Here is a 19,635-nt window from a genome sequence, read left to right on the forward strand (position 1 = left end):
CGTCACCACCTCCCGGCTGGGGTCCTGTCCTGGTACGACAAGGAGGCTGCCGATGACAGTGTCCCGTTCCGAGTCCCGTGTGGGGGTGTGGCTGATCGGGGCGCGCGGCTCCGTCGCCACCACCGTCGTGGCGGGCTGCGCCGCCGTGACCGCGGGTCTGCATCCGCCGACGGGCATGGTGACCGAGACGCCCCCCTTCGCCGGCAGCGGCCTGCCGGCCCTGTCGTCGCTCGTCTTCGGCGGACACGACACACTGGACTGCCCCCTGCCGAAACGCGCCGAGGCGCTGGCGGCCGGGGGAGTGCTGCCACCGGGCCTCACCTCCGCCGTCACCGCGGAACTGGCCGCCGCCGACCGCGAGATCAGGCCCGGCGGCCCCCTTGCCGGAGACACGCGGGACGCGGAGCAACTGATCACCGCCTTCGCCGCCGACATGCAGAACTTCGTACGGCGACACGGCCTGTCCCGCGCGGTGGTCGTCAACGTGGCCTCCACGGAACCCGCGCCCACCGGCGACGCTCTCCCGCCCAGTTCCCTGTACGCGGCGGCAGCCCTGCGCGCAGGCTGCCCCTACGTGAACTTCACCCCCTCGACCGGCCTCCACCACCCCGCGCTGGCCTCGCAGGCCCGGTCGTCCGGTCTCCCCCACGCGGGCCGCGACGGCAAGACCGGCCAGACCCTGCTGCGCTCGGTGCTGGGGCCGATGTTCGCCCAGCGGGCCCTGACCGTCCGCGCCTGGTCCGGCACGAACCTGCTCGGCGGCGGCGACGGCGCCGCCCTGGCCGACCCGGCCGCCGCGGCGGCCAAGAACGCCGGCAAGGAACGGGTCCTCGCCGACACCCTCGGCACCACACCCCAGGGCGAGACCCACATCGACGACGTCCCCGCCCTCGGCGACTGGAAGACCGCCTGGGACCACATCGCCTTCGACGGCTTCCTCGGCACCCGCATGATCCTCCAGACCACCTGGCAGGGCTGCGACTCCGCCCTGGCCGCACCCCTCGTGCTCGACCTCACCCGCCTGACCGCCCGAGCCCACGAGTCGGGCATGTCCGGCCCGCTCGACGCCCTCGCCTTCTACTTCAAGGACCCGGTGGGAGACGCGCCCTCGGGCCTGGCCGAGCAGTACGAGGCACTGATCGGTTTCGCCCGGGGCCTTCGAGGGGCGGGGCCGGGGGAGGGCGCGCGGCTCCCGCAGGGCACCGGAGAGGGCCGCGAGCTCCGTTCGGCGGAGCAGACCAAGGGGACGGGGGACCTCCGGTGAGGCGGCACGAGCGTCCTCGGGGAGGCTCAGGCGGTACCGGTGACACCTCCCCTGCAGGGGACGTCGGCGACACGGCACCCGGCCCGCCCCGCGGCTGCGCCGGCCGCCCGGCACGGAGACGCGCCTGGGCCGAACTCCTGCGTCTCCCTGCCCTGTTCAGCGTGCCCGGCGACGCACTCGCCGGCACCGCCGCGGCCGGCGCACCGCCCAACGCCCGTACCCTGCTCGCCATCGGCTCCTCCCTCTGCCTGTACGAGGCCGGCATGGCCCTCAACGACTGGGCGGACCGCGAGGTGGACGCCGTCGAACGCCCCCACCGCCCCCTGCCCTCCGGCCGCATCCGGCCCGCCGCCGCGCTCACCGCGGCCTGTGTACTCACCGGAGCCGGACTGGCCCTGGCCGCCCGCGCCGGCCGCCCGGCCCTGGCCGTCGCCGCACCCCTGGCGGCGACCGTCTGGGCGTACGACCTCACCCTGAAGCACACAGCGGCCGGGCCCGTGGCCATGGGCGCGGCCCGCGGACTGGACCTGCTTCTGGGAGCCGCGGCCACCACCGGCCGTACCCGCCGGGCACTGTCCTCCGCCGCCCTCCTCGGCACCCACACCCTCGCCGTCACGACGGTCTCCCGCCAGGAGGCCCGGGGCGGCTCACCCGTGGCTCCTTTGGCGGCACTTGCGACGACGGCCCTGCTGACCCGCCTGGTGACGCACCGCCTCGCGAGTCTCCCGGAAGGCCGCCGGGAAGCAGCCGCCCACCTCCCCCCGGGCCCGCGATCCGCCCGGCCCCGACCGCCTGAGCCGGGTCGGCAGCTCACGGCACACCTCACCACCGCCCTCGCGGCCGCCTACGCCGCGACCACCGCCCGCCCCTACGTCCACGCCGCGCTCAACCCCTCACCTCCCCTCACCCAACGAGCAGTCGGCGCCGGCATCCGCGCCACGATTCCCCTCCAGGCCACCCTGGCCGCCCGCTCCCGGGGCACGGCGACCGCCCTCCTCATCGCGGCCCTCACCCCACTCGGAGCGAGATTCGCGAAGAAGGTGAGCGTCACATGAGCTCCGATGCCCGAGCCTCCGGCAGCCGAGCCACGCCGGCGGAGTCGGCCGCCTCTTCCCTTCGCTTCGGCTACGGCACCAACGGTCTCGCCGACCTCCGGCTCGACGACGCGCTCTCCCTTCTCGCCGACCTCGGCTACGACGGCGTCGGGCTGACCCTCGACCACATGCACCTCGACCCGCTCGCCCCCGACCTCGGCGCCCGCGCCCGCCGGGTCGCGCACCGGCTGGACGCACTGGGACTGGGTGCCACCGTGGAGACGGGCGCCCGCTATGTGCTCGATCCGCGCCGCAAACACGGTCCGTCCCTGCTGGACCCGGACCCCGATGACCGTGCCCGCCGTGCCGACCTCCTCCTCCGGGCCGTGCGGGTCGCGTCCGACCTCGGCGCCCACGCGGTCAACTGCTTCAGCGGGATCGTCCCGGACGGCACCGACACGGACACCGCGTGGAAGCGCCTCGCCGAGAGCCTCGCGCCCGTCCTGGACGCCGCCGCGTCCGCCGGTGTTCCGCTCGCAGTCGAGCCCGAACCGGGTCACCTCCTCGCCACCCTGGCCGACTTCCATCACCTCCGCCACATCCTCGGCGACCCCGAACCTCTCGGCCTCACCCTCGACATCGGCCACTGTCAGTGCCTCGAACCCCTCTCTCCCGCCGACTGCGTGCGTGCCGCCGCTCCCTGGCTGCGGCACGTCCAGATCGAGGACATGCGGCGCGGTGTCCACGAGCATCTCCCCTTCGGGGAAGGGGAGATCGACTTCCCGCCGGTCCTGGCGGCCCTCGCCGTCACCGGCTACCAGGGCCTGACCGTCGTCGAACTGCCTCGCCACTCCCACGCCGGCCCCCACCACGCCGAACACTCCCTCCCGTTCCTCCGCCACGCCGAGCAGACCGCGGCCACCGCCTCGCCGCACCGTGCTCCGGCCCCGCAGCAGGCCGCGCCACCCCACGGCGCTCCCTCCGCCACCCCTGAAGGGAGCAGCACCCCATGACCCACCCCCGCACCAGCCCAGCGGCGAGAACCGACGGCCACCAGGACGCCCAAGCCCGCGGGAACACCGCCGCACGGGGCGCCCAGGCCCCCGAGGCCGCCGCCGCACGAGACGCCCAGGCCCCCGAGGACGCCAACTCCTCGGCCACCACGGACACCCACAGCACCAGCACCACCCACACCACCCAGCCCACCCGTGACACCCCCCTCGCCTCCTCGCCGGCCGACCTCCGCCGCCACCTCACCACCCACCTCGACCCCGCCGCCCGTGCCTGGCTGGAGCACGCCCTCGACGAGGCCGCCGCCCACCCCGGCATCCACGGACCCATCTCCGCGTGGGAACTGCGCCTCGCCGAGGCCGGCCGGCGCTGCGGTGCCGCGTGCGCCGACGCCGCACGCGTCCTCATCCTCGACGCGGCCCGTGCCGGGACCGACGCCCTGACCCGGGTGTACTTCCAGGGCACCGCCGACGAGCGCCGCGCCGTCCTGCACGCCCTGCCGCATCTCGTGTCCGGGCCCGGCGCCCTCCCGCTCGTCGAGGACGCCCTGCGCACCAACGACACCCGGCTCCTCACCGCCGCCGTCGGACCGTACGCCGCCCGGCATCTGGCCCCCCACGACTGGCGTCACGCCGTACTGAAGTGCCTGTTCACCGGCGTCTCCGTCGACCACGTGGCGGACCTGGCCCGGCGTGCCCACGGCGACGGCGAACTCGCCCGGATGCTGGGCGACTACGCCGCCGAACGCACCGCCGCCGGCCGCACCGTCCCCGAGGACCTGCACCGCGTCCTGGACCTGACCGAGTCCGTGACCCCGGCCCCCGGCACGGACCACCCCCACGGCAAGGAGTCCTGATGCGCATCTTCGACCCCCACATCCACATGACGTCCCGGACCACGGACGACTACGAGGCCATGTACGCCGCTGGTATCCGCGCCGTCGTCGAACCCTCCTTCTGGCTCGGCCAGCCGCGCACCTCGCCCGCCTCCTTCCTCGACTACTTCGACTCCCTCCTCGGCTGGGAGCCGTTCCGCGCCGCCCAGTACGGCATCGCCCACCACTGCACGCTGGCACTCAACCCCAAGGAGGCGAACGACCCGCGCTGTGTGCCCGTCCTCGACGCGCTGCCCCGGTATCTCGTCAAGGACAACGTGGTGGCCGTCGGCGAGATCGGCTACGACTCCATGACCCCCGCCGAGGACACCGTCCTCGCCGCCCAGCTCCAGCTCGCCGCCGGCCACGGCCTGCCCGCCCTCGTGCACACGCCGCACCGCGACAAGCTCGCCGGTCTGCGCCGCACCCTCGACGTCGTCCGGGAGTCCGCACTGCCCCCGGAACGCGTCCTGGTCGACCACCTCAACGAGACCACCGTCAAGGAGGCCAAGGACAGCGGCTGCTGGCTGGGCTTCTCCGTCTATCCGGACACCAAGATGGACGAGGAGCGGATGATCGCGATCCTGCGCGCCTACGGCACCGAGCAGGTCCTGGTCAACTCCGCCGCCGACTGGGGAAAGAGCGACCCCCTCAAGACGCGGAAGGTCGGCGACCTGATGCTGGCCGAGGGCTTCGGCGAGGACGACGTCGACCAGGTGCTGTGGCGCAACCCCGTCGCCTTCTACGGGCTCAGCGGCCGCCTGAACCTCGACGTCACCGGCACGGAGGCCACCCACGAGGGCAACTCCATCCTCCGCGGCGTCCCGAAGGACCCGCACGAGCCGGACGCCGCCCCACGAGACGGCGACGAGCCGGCCCGCGTCCGCGCCGCGGAGGCGTGACCCATGCGCTTTCGCCACCCCGACGGCTCCACCGTCCACCTCGCCTACTGCACCAACGTCCATCCCGCCGAAACCCTCGACGGCGTCCTCGCGCAACTCCGTGACCACTGCGAACCCGTCCGCCGCCGCCTGGGCCGCGACCGGCTCGGCATCGGGCTGTGGCTCGCCAGGGACGCCGCCCACGCCCTCGACACCGACCCGTCCGCACTGCGCGGCCTGCGCACCGAGCTCGACCGGCGCGGTCTGGAGGTCGTCACCCTCAACGGCTTCCCGTACGAGGGCTTCGGCGCCGAGGAGGTCAAGTACCGCGTCTACAAGCCGGACTGGGCCGACCCGGAACGCCTCGACCACACCACCGCCCTGGCCCGCGTCCTCGCCGGCCTCCTCCCCGACGACGTCGGCGACGGCACCATCTCCACCCTGCCCCTCGCCTGGCGCACCGCGTACGACGACGAACGCGCACAGGCCGCCCGCACCGCCCTGCTCACCCTCGCCGAACGCCTCGACGCCATCGAGGAGCTGACCGGCCGCTCCCTCCGCGTCGGGCTGGAACCGGAACCCGGCTGCGTCGTCGAGACCACCCGCGACGCCATCGCCCCGCTCACCACGATCGCCCACGACCGCATCGGCATCTGTGTCGACACCTGCCACCTCGCCACCTCCTTCGAAGACCCGCACAACGCCCTGGACGCCCTCACCGCGGCTCGCGTCCCCGTCGTCAAATCCCAGCTCTCCGCCGCCCTGCACGCCGAACACCCCCATCTGCCCGAGGTCCGCGAGGCCCTCGCCGCCTTCGCCGAACCCCGCTTCCTGCACCAGACCCGTACGGCCACCGCCGCGGGACTGCGCGCCACCGACGACCTCGACGAGGCCCTCGCGGGCCACGCCCTGCCCGACGGCGCGCCCTGGCGCGCCCACTTCCACGTCCCCCTGCACGCGGCACCCGCCGCGCCCCTCACCTCCACCCTCCCGGTGCTGAAGACCGCACTGACCCGGCTCGTCGGCGGCCCGGTCCCGCTCACCCGCCACCTGGAGGTCGAGACCTACACCTGGCAGGCACTCCCGCCCGAGCTGCGCCCCCGCGGCCGCAGCCAGCTCGCCGACGGCATCGCCGCTGAACTCACCCTCGCCCGCGACCTGTTGACGGACCTCGGACTGAAGGAGCTGCCGTGAGCACTCAGCCGTCCGCCCAGGGCGCACACCCGGCCCGGCCAGGACCGACCCCCCTCCTCGTCCTCGACGTCGTCGGCCTCACCCCTCGTCTCCTCGACCACATGCCCCACCTCAAGGCGCTCGGCCGGTCCGGCTCGCGCGCCCCGCTGGGCACCGTGCTGCCCGCTGTCACCTGCGCCGCCCAGTCCACGTTCCTCACCGGCACCATGCCCTCGGAGCACGGCATCGTCGGCAACGGCTGGTACTTCCGCGAACTCGGCGACGTCCTCCTGTGGCGCCAGCACAACGGCCTTGTGGCCGGTGACAAACTCTGGGACGCCGCCCGCCGCGCCCACCCCGGCTACACCGTCGCCAACATCTGCTGGTGGTACGCCATGGGCGCCGACACCGACATCACCGTCACCCCCCGACCGGTCTACTACGCCGACGGCCGCAAGGAACCCGACTGCTACACCCGGCCGGCCGCACTGCACGACGAACTCACGGAAAAACTCGGCACGTTCCCCCTCTTCCACTTCTGGGGACCCGGAGCGGACCTCGTCTCCAGCCGGTGGATCATCGACGCGACCCGCCACATCATCCGCACCCGGCATCCGGACCTGACGCTCTGCTACCTCCCTCACCTCGACTACGACCTCCAGCGATTCGGCCCCGACGACCCGCGCTCCCTGAAGGCGGCCGCCGACCTGGACGCCGCCATGGCACCGCTCCTGGACGACGCCCGCGCCGAGGGCCGCACGGTCGTCGCGCTGTCCGAGTACGGCATCACCCGCGTGAACCGGCCCGTCGACATCAACCGCGCCCTGCGCCGCGCCGGCCTGCTGGAGGTGCACACCCAGGACGGCATGGAGTACCTCGACCCCATGGCGTCCCGTGCCTTCGCGGTCGCCGACCACCAGATCGCCCACGTCTACGTGCGCCGCCCCGAGGACCTCGACGCCACCCGGGCCGCCCTCGACGGCCTGCCCGGCATCGAGCAACTCCTCGACGACGAGGGCAAGAAGGCCCACCACCTCGACCATCCGCGCGCAGGCGAACTTGTCGCCGTGGCGGAACCGGACGCCTGGTTCACGTACTACTACTGGCTCGACGACGCTCGCGCGCCCGACTTCGCGCAGCTCGTCGAGATCCACCGCAAACCCGGCTACGACCCGGTCGAGCTCTTCATGGATCCCCTCGACCCCTACGTCAAAATCAAGGCGGCCACCGCACTGGCGCGCAAGAAACTCGGCATGCGCTACCGCATGGCGGTCGTGCCCCTGGACCCCTCACCTATGCGCGGCAGCCACGGCCGCCTTCCGGCGAGCGACGACGACGGTCCGCTCCTCATCTGCTCCACCCCCCGTGCCGTCGGCGACCGCATCGCGGCCACCGATGTGAAGTCACTGCTGCTCCGACTCGCCGGTCTCACCTGAGGACGGACCCTCAGTCCCGACTGGTCACAAGTGAAGCACTCACCACTGACAACGCCCCGCGATCACGAGGAGTTCCACGCATGAGCCGCTTCTCCCAGCCCGACCCCGAGCTGACCCACCGCCTCAGCAGACGAGGCATGCTCGGCGTGGCCGCAGGCGCCACCGCCGCCGCCCTGCTCGGTGCCGCCGCTCCCGCGACCGCCGCCACCGGCAACGCGACCGCGGCAACCACCGGCACGGCTTCCGGCGCCAGGGGCCGCGGCCGCCCCGTCCTGCCGCCCGGCCGCCTCGGCATCCAGCTCTACAGCCTCCGCGACAAGGTCTCCACCCTCGGCTTCGGTCCCGTCTTCGCCGAACTGGAGAAGTACGGCTACGACGAGGTCGAGTTCGCCGGCTACACCCAGGGCTCGGCCGGCCCCATCACGCTCGCCCAGCTCAAGCGGCTGGCCCGGAGCCACGGCCTGAATCCCATCGGCAGCCACGTCGGCTACTACTCCAGCGACCCGAACGCCTACACCTTCGCCCAGAACCTCACCAAGGTCCTCGACGACGCCCAGGCCCTCGGCCTGAAGCACATCGGCACGGCCGCCGGCCCGTTCCGCTACGGCTCGACCGTCGACGCCTGGAAGCGCGCCGCCGAGGACTTCAACACCTACGGCGCGGCGGCGAAGGCCCGGGGCATGAAGTTCTACCAGCACAACCACTCCGAGGAGTTCTCCTTCGCCACCGACGACCCCAAGGTCCGCCTCTACGACGTCCTGCTCAAGGAGACCGACCCGGACCTCGTGTACCTGGAGATGGACATCTACTGGGCGTACGTCGGCCAGTTCCGCTTCTCCAAGCGGCCCGACGGCACGCCCGCGCCGTTCGAGCCGCTGAACTACGTCCTGAGGCAGCCCGACCGCTACCCGCTGTTCCACGTGAAGGACGGGGAGAGCGACCCGTCGAATCCGTACGGCTACCGCATGACCGACGTCGGCGACGGCGACATCGACTACCAGCGGTTCATCTCGGCCGTGACCCGGCTGCGCGGCCACCGCATGGCCCACCACTGGCAGGCCGAGCACGACAACCCGGCCGAGTCCTTCACGTTCGCGCGCCGTTCGAGCGCGCATCTGCACTCGTTGCGCGAGAAGTGCTGACAGGGCACGGACACGACTGAGGCAGGACCCCGACGGCGCAGGGGGCGCTCCCCGCCGTCGGGGCCCCGCCGTCGTGTCGCGGGGAGTGCTGTCAGCCCTGGGTGGCCGCGGCCCGCAGGGTGAGACGGTGCTCGCCCGCGTACACGTTCATGGAGGTGCCGCGCAGGAAGCCGATCAGGGTCAGGCCGGTTTCCGCGGCCAGGTCGACGGCCAGGGAGGAGGGTGCCGAAACTGCCGCCAGGACGGGGATGCCGGCCATCACGGCCTTCTGCGCCAGTTCGAAGGAGGCCCTGCCCGAGACCAGCAGGATCGTGCGCGAGAGGGGCAGGTCGCCGTTCTGCAGGGCGCGGCCGACCAGTTTGTCGACCGCGTTGTGGCGGCCGACGTCCTCTCGTATGTCGAGCAGGTCGCCCTCCTCGGCGAACAGGGCGGCGGCGTGCAGGCCCCCGGTCCGGTCGAAGACCCGTTGAGCCGCGCGCAGCCGGTCGGGGAGGCGCGCGAGCAGGTCGGGTTCGACCCGGACCGGGGGAGCGTCGGAGATGGGCCAGCGGGTGGTGGTGCGGACGGCGTCGAGGCTCGCCTTGCCGCACAGGCCGCACGATGAGGTGGTGTAGACGTTGCGTTCGAGGGTGATGTCGGGGATGACCACGCCGGGTGTCGTGTGCACGTCCACCACGTTGTACGTGTTCGACCCGTCGGCCGTCGCCCCCGCACAGTAGACGATGCTCTGCAGGTCGGACGCGTGGGCCAGCACGCCCTCGCTGACCAGGAACCCGGCGGCGAGGGGGAAGTCGTCGCCGGGAGTGCGCATGGTGATCGCGAGCGGTTTGCCGTTGAGACTGATCTCCAGTGGTTCCTCGGCGACGAGTGTGTCCGGGCGGCTGGAGACCACCCCGTCCCTGATCCGGATCACCTTGCGTCGTGCCGTGACTCGTCCCATGACCGGCCTCAGCTCCGTACCGCTGCCACCGGCAGCTTCTCGATGCGGACCGCGGCGGCCTCGAACTCCGCTGTCCCCGGGATCGGACAACTGGCCTTGACCGGCGGCGCGTTGAGGTCCGCCGCGTCGGACAGGCGCATGGTCGTGAACGCCAGACCGGCTCGTAACGTCGGGTCCACCCACACCGGGGCCGTCACCGAACCGCGCCGAGTGGAGACCCGTACCTCCTCACCGACCACCACGCCGTAGCGCTCGGCGTCCTCCGGGCTCAGCTCGATGCACGTGCCGCGCCGCAGCGGTGACGCGGAACCGTTTTTCTGTACAACGGTCTTGTGCGAGTCGAGCCGACGCCCCGTGGTGAGGCGGATCGGGTACCGCTCGTCCGTCAGGTCCACGGGTGGGTCGTACGAGACGAGTCGGAAGGCCGCCCGCAGGTCCCGCTCGGTCGTCGTTCCGGTGAGGAGGGCCAGGTTGGACAAGGCACGTCCGGCGTCGGTGCCGTGATGGTGCTCCACGACGAACGGCGTCCGCGGCCGGCCCTGATCGCCGGGTGTGTGGCCGTGCGCCAACTCCCTGATGACGACGGCCGATACGCCCGTCACCTTCTCGGCGAGCGACAGCGTCCAGGGCTCGACGAGCTGTTGGTACTCCTCGAAACCGGTCGTCGCGCGCTCGATGAAGGCGTGGTCGGCGAGTCCCGCCCTGATGATCTCCCGGCCGATCGCATGGGCCAGCGGAACCTCGGTACCGGCCTTCGGCCGGATCCGGCGGTCGCCGGATCCGGCACTGTCGGGTCCTCGTACGCTCATGCGGCGGCCTGGTGGGCGAGGAGGTCGGAGAGGGCGTGGACGGTGCGCAGGGTGGGCACCTGGACGCCGGTGATCTCGGCGAGTTCGATGACGGCGGCGAGGAGGACGTCGAGTTCCAGCGGCTTGCCGCGTTCCAGGTCCTGGAGGGTGGAAGTGCGGTGGTCGCCGACGCGTTCGGCGCCGGCGAGGCGGCGTTCGATGGAGACGCCGACCTGACAGCCCAGGGCCTCGGCGACGGCGAGGGTTTCGGTCATCATGGTTTCGATGACCTTGCGGGTGGCGCCGTGCAGGCACATCTGCCGCATGGTGGCGCGGGCGAGGGCGCTGATGGGGTTGAAGGAGATGTTGCCCAGGAGCTTGAGCCAGATGTCGTTGCGCAGGTCGGGTTCGACCGGGCATTTGAGGCCGCCGGCCTGCATGGCCTCACTGAAGGCGAGACAGCGCGCCGAAATGCTTCGATCGGGCTCGCCGATGGAGAACCGGGTGCCTTCCAGGTGCCGGACCACGCCCGGCCCTTCGAGCTCCGTCGCCGCGTAGACCACACACCCGATGGCACGCTGGGGCGCGAGTACCGCACTGACCGCGCCCGCGGGGTCCACGCTTTCGATGGGGTGGCCGTCGTGGGGGCCGCCGTGTTGGTGGAAGTACCACCAGGGGATGCCGTTCTGGGCGGCGATGACCGCGGTGGTGTCGTGCAGCAGAGGCTCGATGAGCGGCCCGCACGCCGCGTACGAGTTGGCTTTGAGGCCCAGGAAGACGTAGTCGACCGGGCCGATGTCGGTGGGGTCGTCGGTGGCGTGGGCGTGTGCGGTGAAGTCGCCGCGCGGGCTGAGTACTTGGACGCCGTGGTGGCGCATGGCCGTGAGGTGGGGTCCGCGGGCGATCAGGTGGACGTCGGCGCCGGCGCGGTGGAGCGCGGCGCCGACGTAGGCGCCGATGGCTCCGGCGCCGAGGACTGCGACTTTCATGAGGGGGAGCTCCGTTCGGTTGAGGGTGACCGAGGAACCGCCGATTTTGTCGACTGAATATTGTCTACAGGATGGAACCGACAGTCAGCAAGAGCCGCGACGGCGCTCGTCGTCGTCCGCGGCCCGTGAGCTGCTGGTATGCCCGTCCAAGGCGAGCCCACGCCCTGGGTCCGCGCGTGCCTGTGCGCCGTAGACTGTAGGCGAAAACCAATTCATAATTGGCCTGCCAGCTGCAGCGACGACGCTGCCCAGGAGGGAGCGCGATGTTGCCGACGACGGGACTGCCACAGGGCGCGGTGCCCAAGCTCGAACGGCCCGGCCCGTTGCGCGACCGTGTCTACGAGGCGCTGCTCGAACTCATCACCACCCGCGCCCTCCAGCCGGGCCAGCATCTCGTCGAGAGCGAGCTCGCCGGGCATCTCGGTGTCTCCCGGCAGCCTGTGCGCGAGGCCCTGCAGCGCCTCAGCACCGAAGGATGGGTCGATCTGCGGCCCGCCCAAGGTGCCTTCGTGCACGAGCCGACGGACGAGGAGGCGGAACAACTTCTCTCCGTACGCACGCTGTTGGAGGCCGAGGCCGCCCGCCTCGCCGCCGCCAACGCGGGTGCCGACGCCGTCGCCGCGCTCGAGAAGCTGTGCGACGAGGGCGAGAAGGCCGTCGACGCCGACGACGTCGACGGCGCGGTCGCGATGAACGCCCGGCTCCACGCGAAGGTGATGGAACTCGCGGGCAACACGGTCCTCGCCGGGCTGGCCGCGCAGGTCGACCGCAGAGTGCGCTGGTACTACACACCGGTCGCCCGGCAGCGCGGCCACCGGTCCTGGATCGAGCACCGCGAGCTGATCGCGGCGATCGCGGACCGGGACGAGGAGCGCGCCACGGCGGTCATGCGTGCCCACACGGAACACACGCGCAAGATGTACCGCGAGCGCGAGAAGTAGCCGCGCGACGAGAGCAACCGGTACGCCGTCACCCGACCGAACGACTCCCAGCCACCAGGCAACGGCTCAGGCGGCCCTTCCCCACGACGAGTGCCGCGGGGAAGGGCCGCCTGTGCGCCGAACCGGGCTGCTCAGGCCACCGGCTGCGGTGTTGATGCGCCGCCGCGCGTCCGTCCCGGCTGCCGTAGCAGCAGGGCGATCGCCGCCGCGATCATCGAGGTGACGCCGGCCAGCGCGTACGCCCCGTCGTACCCCCAGGCCGCGACCACCATGGAGCCGAGGCCGCCGCCGAACAGGCCGCTGATCAGCTTGCCGCTGTACACCAGCCCGTAGTTGGAGGCGTTGTAGTTCTCCCCGAAGTAGTCCGGGGTGAGTGCCGCGAACAGGGGATAGAACGCGCCGCCGCCGAAGCCGGAGAGGAACGCGAAGAACAGGAACAGCCCTTCGCTCTTGACGTCACCGGCCCAGATCACGCCGAACTGGGCGAGGCCCAGGACGACGGTGACCATCACCAGGGTGGACTTGCGGCCCCACTTGTCGGACATCCAGCCCACGACCCCACGGCCGATGCCGTTGATGACCGCCATGACGCCCATCGAGGAGGCCGCCACCAGCGGACCGAAGCCGACCTCCTTGGCGTAGTCGACCTGGAAGGAGATCCCGAAGATGGACACGCCCGCCGTCATGACGAGGGCGATCCACTGAGGGGAAGCATGCCGGTCCTGATGGCCTCCTTGGGTGTGTACTAGTTGAAGATGAAGATGAAGATGAAGATGAAGATGAACGGCAGTGATCCGTACGCGAAGCCGCCGTTGACGAACCCGGTCCTGGCGCCCCGGCGTTCGGGGAACCATTTGCCGACCATGTTGATGCAGGTCGCGTAGACCAGGCCGGCGCCGACCCCTCCGACGACGCCGAAGCCAAGGATGGCCAGCCATACGTTGCTCAGGTGCGACAGGGCGAGGAACGCGACCAGACACATGCCCGAGCCGATGTACATGGCCCCGCGGGCGGTCAGGACGCCCTTCTCCCGCAGCCAGCCCGCCGGGAGGGCGATGCCGGCCTGGAAGAAGACCCAGACGCTGAGGATCCAGAAGGTGTTGCTCTGCGTCCAGCCGTGGGCGTGGGACAGGGTGTCCTCGGCCGAGCCGTACGCGTACTCGAAGACGCTGATGGCCATCATGGTGAGCCACGGGAGGTACACCATGAGCTTGCGGGAGTGGCCGAGGATGTCCCGGTCGCTCTCGCCGATGCGGTAGACGCGGCCGCCTGCGTCGGTGACTTCTCGATAGGGACGATGTGCGGCGTCGGAAAGTGCGGAGGAGCTGCTTGCTGCGGAGCTGTTCGCCGCGTACGGATCTGCCGTCATATCACGCCGATTCCTCGCCGAGCGGTTGCGGGTTGGAGGTGATGCGCTTGGACTTGGGCCGCCCCGGGGGGTGCAGGAACGTGGCCATGAAGCCTGCGAAGAGGGAGATCGAACCGGCCAGGACGAACGCGCCGGAGTAGTCCCAGGCGCCCACGACCACGGCGCCCATGCCGGAGCCGAGGAGGCCGGAGACCAGCTTGGAGGAGTAGACCAGGCCGTAGTTGGAGGCGTTGTTGTTCTCACCGAAGTAGTCGGCGGTCATCGCCGCGAACATCGGGAAGATGGCGCCGCCGCCGAAGCCGGAGATGGACGAGAACAGCAGGAACAGCGGGAGGTTGCCGATGTTCCCGGACAGGAGGATGCCGTACTGGGACAGTCCCAGGACGATGCAGACGAAGATCAGGCACTGCTTGCGGCCGTAGCGGTCAGACAGCCAGCCGATGACGCCGCGGCCGGTGCCGTTGACGATCGCCTTCAGGGACATGGCCGTCGCCACGATGCCGCCCGCGAAGCCGGCCTCGTCACCGAAGGGCACCTGGAACGCGATACCGAAGATGTTCACGCCCGAGGTGCACAGCAGGCAGAACCACATGAGGCCCACGCGGCCGGTCTGCCAGGCCTCCTTGGGGGTGTACTGGTGCACGGCCGGCGGGTTCTTCTCCAGTGCGCGCCGGGCACGTGCGTCGTCGGGCTTCTTCAGCGGGTCGACGTCGGCCGGCCACCAGTTCTTCGGCGGGTCCTTGAAGAAGTAGCCCGCCACGGCCACGACCGAGGCCAGGAAGAGTCCGACGCAGACCAGCACCCAGCGGAAGTTGGTGAGGTCCATGTAGCCGGTGAAGATGAAGACGAACGGCACCGAGCCGTAGGCGAAACCGCCGTTGACAAAGCCCGTCTTGCCGCCCTTGCGCTCCGGATACCACTTGGCGACCATGTTCACGCAGGTCGCGTACACCATGCCCGCACCCATGCCGCTGAACATGCCGAAGCCGACGTAGGCGACGACGACATGGGGTGCGAAGGCGAGCGAGAGATAGCCCAGCAGGGTGCCGACGGCGCCGCACATCATCGCCCAGCGGGCCGGGAGCTTGCCGCTCTCCCGCAACTTTCCGGCGGGGAAGGCCACCGCGGCCTGGAAGAAGACCCACACGCCCAGCATCCAGAAGATGTGGCTGCTGCTCCAGCTGTGCGCCGTGTGCAGCGTGTCCTCGGCGGACGCGAACGCGTACTCCGCCGAGCTGATGCCCATCATGCCCACCCACGGCAGGATGACCATCCATTTGCGCTTACGGCCCATGATGTCGACGTCGGACTCTCCGATGCGGAACACGCGGCCGTTCTTGTCCGTCACCTCCCTGTAGGGGACGGACGTCGAGTAGTCGATGGTTGTCATCTGGTCCAACACTCCTTGCGTCGAAAGATCTGGCCAGCGCCCCCTGCCCCATGCCTTTCGTGCGCGCGCGAGTCCCTGGGGCCGGCCGACGCGCACCGTCGGACGACCCCGCGCTCATTCACCTCATGGACCACCGCCCGGGATTCCTGCCGCGTGGGTCCGGATCACCACGTCAGATCACCCCGCTCGACCTGAGCAGGCGTAACTCTTCGTGGCCGAGGCCGAGTTCGCCGATGAGGATTTCTTCGGTGTGCTGGCCGAGGAGGGGTGGGGTGGTGATGTGCACGGGGGAGTCGGAGAGTTTCAGCGGGTTGCCCACGGTGGTGAAGGTGCCGCGTTCGGGGTGGTCGACCTCGACGATCATCTCGTTGTCCGCGAGGGAGCGGTCTTCGATGATTTCGCGGGTGGACAGGATGGGTCCGCAGGGGATGTTGTGGCTGTTGAGTCGTTCGAGGACCTCCCATTTGGGCAGGGTGGAGGTCCATTCCTCGATCAGCTGGAACATTTTGGCGAGTTTGGGCAGCCGGGCTTCGGGGGTGGCCCACTCGGGGTCCGCGGCGAGTTCGGGCCGGCCGATGAGAGCGGTGAGCGGGGGCCAGCCGACGGGCTGGACGATGACGTAGACGTAGTCGTTGGGCCCGCCCGGCGCGCACCGGACCGCCCAGCCGGGCTGGCCGCCGCCGGAGGCGTTGCCCGAACGCGGGACCTCGTCGGTGAAGTCGTCGTTGGGGTATTCCGCCAGCGGGCCGTGGGCCAGGCGCTGCTGGTCGCGCAGCTTGACCCGGCACAGGTTGAGCACCGCGTGCTGCATGGCCACGTTCACCCGCTGGCCGCGCCCGGTGCGCTCCCGCTGGAAGAGAGCGGCGAGGATCCCGGCGACGGCGTGGACGCCGGTGCCGGAGTCACCGATCTGCGCGCCGGTCGCCATCGGCGGCCCGTCCTGGAACCCGGTGGTCGCCATCGACCCGCCCATCGCCTGCGCCACCACCTCGTACGCCTTGAAACCGGTGTACGGGCCTTCACCGAAACCCTTGATGGAGGCGTACACGATCCGCGGGTTGATCTGCCTGATCCGCTCCCAGGTGAAACCCATCCGGTCCACCGCACCCGGCGCGAAGTTCTCCACCAGCACATCCGACCGCTCGATCAACGCGGTCAGGATCTCCTTGCCCCGCTCGGTCTTGGTGTTCAGCGTGACACTGCGCTTGTTGCAGTTGAGCATCGTGAAGTACAGCGAGTCCACATCAGGCACATCCCGCAACTGCCCGCGCGTGATGTCCCCGCCCGGAGCCTCCACCTTCACCACATCCGCCCCCAGCCACGCCAGCAACTGCGTCGCCGACGGACCCGACTGCACATGCGTCATATCCAGCACACGAATGCCTTCGAGCGCCTTCGTCGTCACAGGTCACCTCACTTGTCCCTATGCCTCGAGCGTCCTGGCGGCGCTGGTCACGGGCCATGTCCGACACATTGCATACAGTCGACGGATACTGTATGAAGATTGTTATCCCGCATCCCGTGGGTGATGTCCAGGGGTCGCGCAGCACTTTTCAGTCGTGCGGCCCTTTTGAGACGGGAGCCAGATCATGGACCTGTACGAGCATCAGGCCCGAGGGCTCTTCGAAGAACACGGCATCCCGGTACCGAGGGCGGACGTCACGTCCTCGGCCGAGGAGGCGCGTGAGATCGCCTGTGGGCTCGGTGGCCGCGTCGTCGTGAAGGCGCAGGTCAAGACCGGTGGCCGGGGCAAGGCGGGCGGTGTGGGACTCGCCGCCGACCCGGCCGCCGCGGAACTCACGGCACGTCAGATCCTCGGTATGGACATCAAGGGGCACAGGGTCGGCAAGGTCATGCTGGCCCAACCCGTCGACATCGAGGCCGAGTTCTACGTCGCCTACGTCCTCGACCGCGCGGCGGGCCGGTTCCTCGCCGTGGCCTCGGCGGAGGGCGGCACGGAGATCGAGGAGGTCGCCGCCCGTCGCCCGGAGGCCGTCGCGCGCATTCCCATCGACCCGGCCGAGGGCGTCCACTCGGCGAAGGCGGGCGAGATCGCCGCGGCGGCCGGGCTTCCGCCGCAGACCGTCGACGTCCTCGAACGGCTGTGGGAGGTGCTGGTCCGGGAGGACGCCGTCCTCGTTGAGGTAAACCCGCTCGTCCGTACAGAGAAAGGCCAGATTCTCGCTCTCGACGGCAAGGTCACTCTCGACGACAAGGTCACTCTTGACGACAATGCCCGCTTCCGGCAGAACCGTTGGGATACCGAGGGCGTGGTGCACGACGACCCGCTGGAGGCGGCGGCCGCCGCGAAGGGCCTCAACTACGTCAAGCTCGACGGCGAGGTCGGCATCATCGGCAACGGCGCCGGCCTCGTCATGTCGACCCTCGACGTGGTCGCCGGCTGCGGTGCCCGCCCCGCCAACTTCCTCGACATCGGCGGCGGGGCATCGGCCCGGATCAGGCTGACACCGCCGACGCCGACCGCGACACCGCTCGCGGCTGACACGGACTGACCGCCGGGAACGAGGGAGTGTCCGCCGAAGACATGCGGCGCCTCCGCGTTCCCCCCTCCTACCCGCGACCAATGGTCGCGCGGCCACGCATGCCGCCTCCGGGCAGCTGCCCGGCCTCCCGCCCCCGACTGTGCACCGAGAGCGGAGACACCCAATGACCACCACCCTCGGCTCCACCCAGCTCGTGGTGAAGTCCGGCACGACCTGGGAAGACGCCTGGCGAGGCTGCCTCGCGGTCGCCCCAGAGGCGTTTCAGGACGACCGCGTCCTCAACCTCTGGAACTCCGCCTGGCAGGCGGACGGCCGGGCACTGCCCGCCACCAGCCCCGTCGACGGCAGCCCGATCGCCGGCCCGCCGCGCCTGGACGGGGTCACCGTCCAGCAGGCGGTGCGCGCCTCGCTCGACCAGCACCGCGCCTGGCGGCACGTCCCCCTCGACGAGCGCCGCGCCCGTGTCGCGGCCACCCTCGACGCCCTCACCCAGCACCGCGAACTCCTCGCCCTCCTGCTCGTCTGGGAGATCGGCAAGCCGTGGCGGCTCGCGCAGGCGGACGTCGACCGGGCCATCGACGGAGTGCGCTGGTACGTCGACGGCATCGAGCCGATGGTCGAGGGCCGGGCCCCGCTGGACGGCCCGGTGTCCAACATCGCGAGCTGGAACTACCCGATGAGTGTGCTCGTTCACGCCCTGCTGGTCCAGGCACTGGCAGGCAACGCGGTCATCGCCAAGACCCCGACCGACGGCGGTGTCGCCTGTCTGACCCTGGCCTGTGCGCTCGCCGCCCGCGAGGGGATTCCCGTCACCCTCGTCAGCGGCAGCGGGGGAGAGCTGTCCGAGGCGCTGGTGCGGGCGCCCGAGATCGGCTGCGTCTCCTTCGTCGGCGGTCGCGACACCGGCGCCGCGGTGGCCACCGCCGTCGTCGACCTCGGCAAGCGCCATGTACTCGAACAGGAGGGACTCAACACCTGGGGCATCTGGAACTACACGGACTGGGACGCGCTCACGGCCGTCGTCCCCAAGCTCTTCGACTACGGCAAGCAGCGCTGCACGGCATATCCGCGCTTCGTCGTCCAGCGGGAGCTGTTCGACGAGTTCCTGGCGGCGTACCTCCCGGCCGTGCGCACGCTGCGCGTCGGGCACCCGCTCGCGGTGGAGCACCCCGACGCCCCCTACCCGGCACTGGACTTCGGGCCGGTGATCAACGCGGCCAAGGCGAAGGACCTGCGCGACCAGGTCGCCGAGGCCATCGCCCGCGGTGCCGTCCCCGTGCATCGCGCCAGTGTGGCGGACGCCCGCTTCCTGCCCGGTCAGGACACCTCGGCATACGTCCAGCCGGTCACGCTCCTGAATCCGCCCCCGTCCTCCCCCCTGCACCACGCCGAGCCGTTCGGCCCCGTCGACACGATCGTCCTGGTCGACACCGAGGCGGAGCTGCTGGCCGCGATGAACGCCTCGAACGGCGCGCTGGTGGCCACGCTGTCCACGGACGACCGGGCGACCTTCGACCGGCTCGCGCCGCAGATCCGCGCGTTCAAGGTCGGTCACGGCAAGCCGCGTTCGCGAGGCGACCGGGAGGAGCTGTTCGGCGGGTTCGGCGCGTCCTGGCGCGGTGCCTTCGTCGGCGGTGAGCTGCTGGTGCGCGCGGTCACCCAGGGCCCGGCGGGCGAGCGCCTGCCCGGCAACTTCCCGGAGTACCAGCTGATGCCGTGACCGGCGGCCGGGCGGTGCCCACGTCAGGGCGCCGTCCGGTGACCGGCTGGACCCAGCCCACTCCACGCCCCGCGGCCTTCGCGGAGGCGGCGTCCGAGCCTGCTCTCCGCCGGACGGTGGATCGAGCGGGGGAGGCGCAATCCTCACGGCGTCCCTGGCGCCGTACACACCAAGACGGA

The 19,635-nt window shown here is 71.0% G+C and carries 14 protein-coding genes and 3 pseudogenes; 11 read left to right on the forward strand and 6 right to left on the reverse strand.

All coding sequences use genetic code 11. The features are described from left to right. The first annotated feature begins 52 nt into the window (after positions 1-52). From HDA41_RS33960 to HDA41_RS33995, 8 genes are all read left to right on the forward strand, one after another. Positions 53-1,264, forward strand: a complete 1,212-nt coding sequence (locus tag HDA41_RS33960) for an inositol-3-phosphate synthase (protein WP_184990806.1) — start codon at positions 53-55, stop codon at positions 1,262-1,264. Continuing rightward, positions 1,261-2,319: an SCO3242 family prenyltransferase gene (locus HDA41_RS33965; RefSeq protein WP_184990808.1), complete on the forward strand. Its 1,059-nt coding sequence runs from the start codon at positions 1,261-1,263 to the stop codon at positions 2,317-2,319. The genes HDA41_RS33960 and HDA41_RS33965 overlap by 4 nt, the downstream gene beginning before the upstream one ends. After that, on the forward strand, positions 2,316-3,311 hold the full coding sequence (locus HDA41_RS33970) for a sugar phosphate isomerase/epimerase family protein (protein ID WP_184990810.1): 996 nt from the start codon (positions 2,316-2,318) through the stop codon (positions 3,309-3,311). Before HDA41_RS33965 ends, HDA41_RS33970 begins: the two co-directional genes overlap by 4 nt. After that, complete coding sequence (locus HDA41_RS33975; RefSeq protein ID WP_184990812.1) at positions 3,308-4,165, forward strand: EboA domain-containing protein; 858 nt, start codon at positions 3,308-3,310, stop codon at positions 4,163-4,165. The genes HDA41_RS33970 and HDA41_RS33975 overlap by 4 nt, the downstream gene beginning before the upstream one ends. Continuing rightward, entirely contained in the window at positions 4,165-5,085 is a 921-nt protein-coding gene (locus HDA41_RS33980) for a TatD family hydrolase (protein ID WP_184990815.1), read from the forward strand. Before HDA41_RS33975 ends, HDA41_RS33980 begins: the two co-directional genes overlap by 1 nt. Before the next feature lie 3 nt (positions 5,086-5,088). Beyond that, positions 5,089-6,258, forward strand: a complete 1,170-nt coding sequence (eboE, locus tag HDA41_RS33985) for a metabolite traffic protein EboE (protein ID WP_184990817.1) — start codon at positions 5,089-5,091, stop codon at positions 6,256-6,258. Continuing rightward, positions 6,255-7,673 carry an alkaline phosphatase family protein gene (locus HDA41_RS33990; protein ID WP_184990819.1) on the forward strand — a complete coding sequence of 473 codons (1,419 nt, stop codon included), beginning with the start codon at positions 6,255-6,257 and terminating at the stop codon, positions 7,671-7,673. The genes eboE and HDA41_RS33990 overlap by 4 nt, the downstream gene beginning before the upstream one ends. Before the next feature lie 80 nt (positions 7,674-7,753). Beyond that, positions 7,754-8,815: a sugar phosphate isomerase/epimerase family protein gene (locus HDA41_RS33995; protein WP_184990821.1), complete on the forward strand. Its 1,062-nt coding sequence runs from the start codon at positions 7,754-7,756 to the stop codon at positions 8,813-8,815. 91 nt (positions 8,816-8,906) lie between these two features. Here the strand turns inward: HDA41_RS33995 and fdhD are convergent, their stop codons facing one another. From fdhD to HDA41_RS34010, 3 genes and pseudogenes are all read right to left on the reverse strand, one after another. Beyond that, complete coding sequence (fdhD, locus tag HDA41_RS34000) at positions 8,907-9,755, reverse strand: formate dehydrogenase accessory sulfurtransferase FdhD (protein WP_184990823.1); 849 nt, start codon at positions 9,753-9,755, stop codon at positions 8,907-8,909. 8 nt (positions 9,756-9,763) lie between these two features. After that, positions 9,764-10,183, reverse strand: a pseudogene (locus HDA41_RS43040) (molybdopterin dinucleotide binding domain-containing protein); the annotation flags it as partial. Positions 10,184-10,560: 377 nt separating this feature from the next. Beyond that, positions 10,561-11,532, reverse strand: a complete 972-nt coding sequence (locus HDA41_RS34010) for a 2-dehydropantoate 2-reductase (protein ID WP_184990827.1) — start codon at positions 11,530-11,532, stop codon at positions 10,561-10,563. Between the two features lie 263 nt (positions 11,533-11,795). Between HDA41_RS34010 and HDA41_RS34015 the strand changes: the two genes are divergently transcribed. Further along, on the forward strand, positions 11,796-12,473 hold the full coding sequence (locus tag HDA41_RS34015) for a GntR family transcriptional regulator (RefSeq protein WP_184990829.1): 678 nt from the start codon (positions 11,796-11,798) through the stop codon (positions 12,471-12,473). A 131-nt stretch (positions 12,474-12,604) separates the two neighbouring features. Here the strand turns inward: HDA41_RS34015 and HDA41_RS34020 are convergent. The 3 genes and pseudogenes from HDA41_RS34020 to frc form a co-directional block, all read right to left on the reverse strand. Continuing rightward, positions 12,605-13,842, reverse strand: a pseudogene (locus HDA41_RS34020) (OFA family MFS transporter). Position 13,843: 1 nt separating this feature from the next. Continuing rightward, positions 13,844-15,232: an OFA family MFS transporter gene (locus HDA41_RS34025; protein ID WP_184990831.1), complete on the reverse strand. Its 1,389-nt coding sequence runs from the start codon at positions 15,230-15,232 to the stop codon at positions 13,844-13,846. Positions 15,233-15,404: 172 nt separating this feature from the next. Next, the gene (frc, locus tag HDA41_RS34030; protein ID WP_184990833.1) at positions 15,405-16,637 is read right to left on the reverse strand and encodes a formyl-CoA transferase; all 1,233 of its coding nucleotides are present in this window, start codon (positions 16,635-16,637) and stop codon (positions 15,405-15,407) included. Positions 16,638-16,821: 184 nt separating this feature from the next. Between frc and HDA41_RS34035 the strand changes: the two are divergent. Further along, positions 16,822-17,691: pseudogene (locus tag HDA41_RS34035) on the forward strand (ATP-grasp domain-containing protein); the annotation flags it as partial. A gap of 208 nt (positions 17,692-17,899) precedes the next feature. Next, positions 17,900-19,456, forward strand: a complete 1,557-nt coding sequence (locus tag HDA41_RS34040; RefSeq protein WP_184990835.1) for an aldehyde dehydrogenase family protein — start codon at positions 17,900-17,902, stop codon at positions 19,454-19,456. Positions 19,457-19,635 lie beyond the last annotated feature (179 nt).

The organism is Streptomyces caelestis (assembly GCF_014205255.1).
Classification (GTDB): domain Bacteria; phylum Actinomycetota; class Actinomycetes; order Streptomycetales; family Streptomycetaceae; genus Streptomyces; species Streptomyces caelestis.

What these genes read in the sequence shown, in the direction of transcription:
- HDA41_RS33960 (WP_184990806.1), top strand. Translation starts at nt 53, where the DNA reads ATGACAGTGTCCCGTTCCGAGTCCCGTGTGGGGGTGTGGCTGATCGGG.
- HDA41_RS33970 (WP_184990810.1), top strand. Translation starts at nt 2,316, where the DNA reads ATGAGCTCCGATGCCCGAGCCTCCGGCAGCCGAGCCACGCCGGCGGAG.
- HDA41_RS33975 (WP_184990812.1), top strand. Translation starts at nt 3,308, where the DNA reads ATGACCCACCCCCGCACCAGCCCAGCGGCGAGAACCGACGGCCACCAG.
- HDA41_RS33980 (WP_184990815.1), top strand. Translation starts at nt 4,165, where the DNA reads ATGCGCATCTTCGACCCCCACATCCACATGACGTCCCGGACCACGGAC.
- eboE (WP_184990817.1), top strand. Translation starts at nt 5,089, where the DNA reads ATGCGCTTTCGCCACCCCGACGGCTCCACCGTCCACCTCGCCTACTGC.
- HDA41_RS33995 (WP_184990821.1), top strand. Translation starts at nt 7,754, where the DNA reads ATGAGCCGCTTCTCCCAGCCCGACCCCGAGCTGACCCACCGCCTCAGC.
- fdhD (WP_184990823.1), bottom strand. Translation starts at nt 9,755, where the DNA reads ATGGGACGAGTCACGGCACGACGCAAGGTGATCCGGATCAGGGACGGG.
- HDA41_RS34010 (WP_184990827.1), bottom strand. Translation starts at nt 11,532, where the DNA reads ATGAAAGTCGCAGTCCTCGGCGCCGGAGCCATCGGCGCCTACGTCGGC.
- HDA41_RS34015 (WP_184990829.1), top strand. Translation starts at nt 11,796, where the DNA reads ATGTTGCCGACGACGGGACTGCCACAGGGCGCGGTGCCCAAGCTCGAA.
- HDA41_RS34025 (WP_184990831.1), bottom strand. Translation starts at nt 15,232, where the DNA reads ATGACAACCATCGACTACTCGACGTCCGTCCCCTACAGGGAGGTGACG.
- HDA41_RS34040 (WP_184990835.1), top strand. Translation starts at nt 17,900, where the DNA reads ATGACCACCACCCTCGGCTCCACCCAGCTCGTGGTGAAGTCCGGCACG.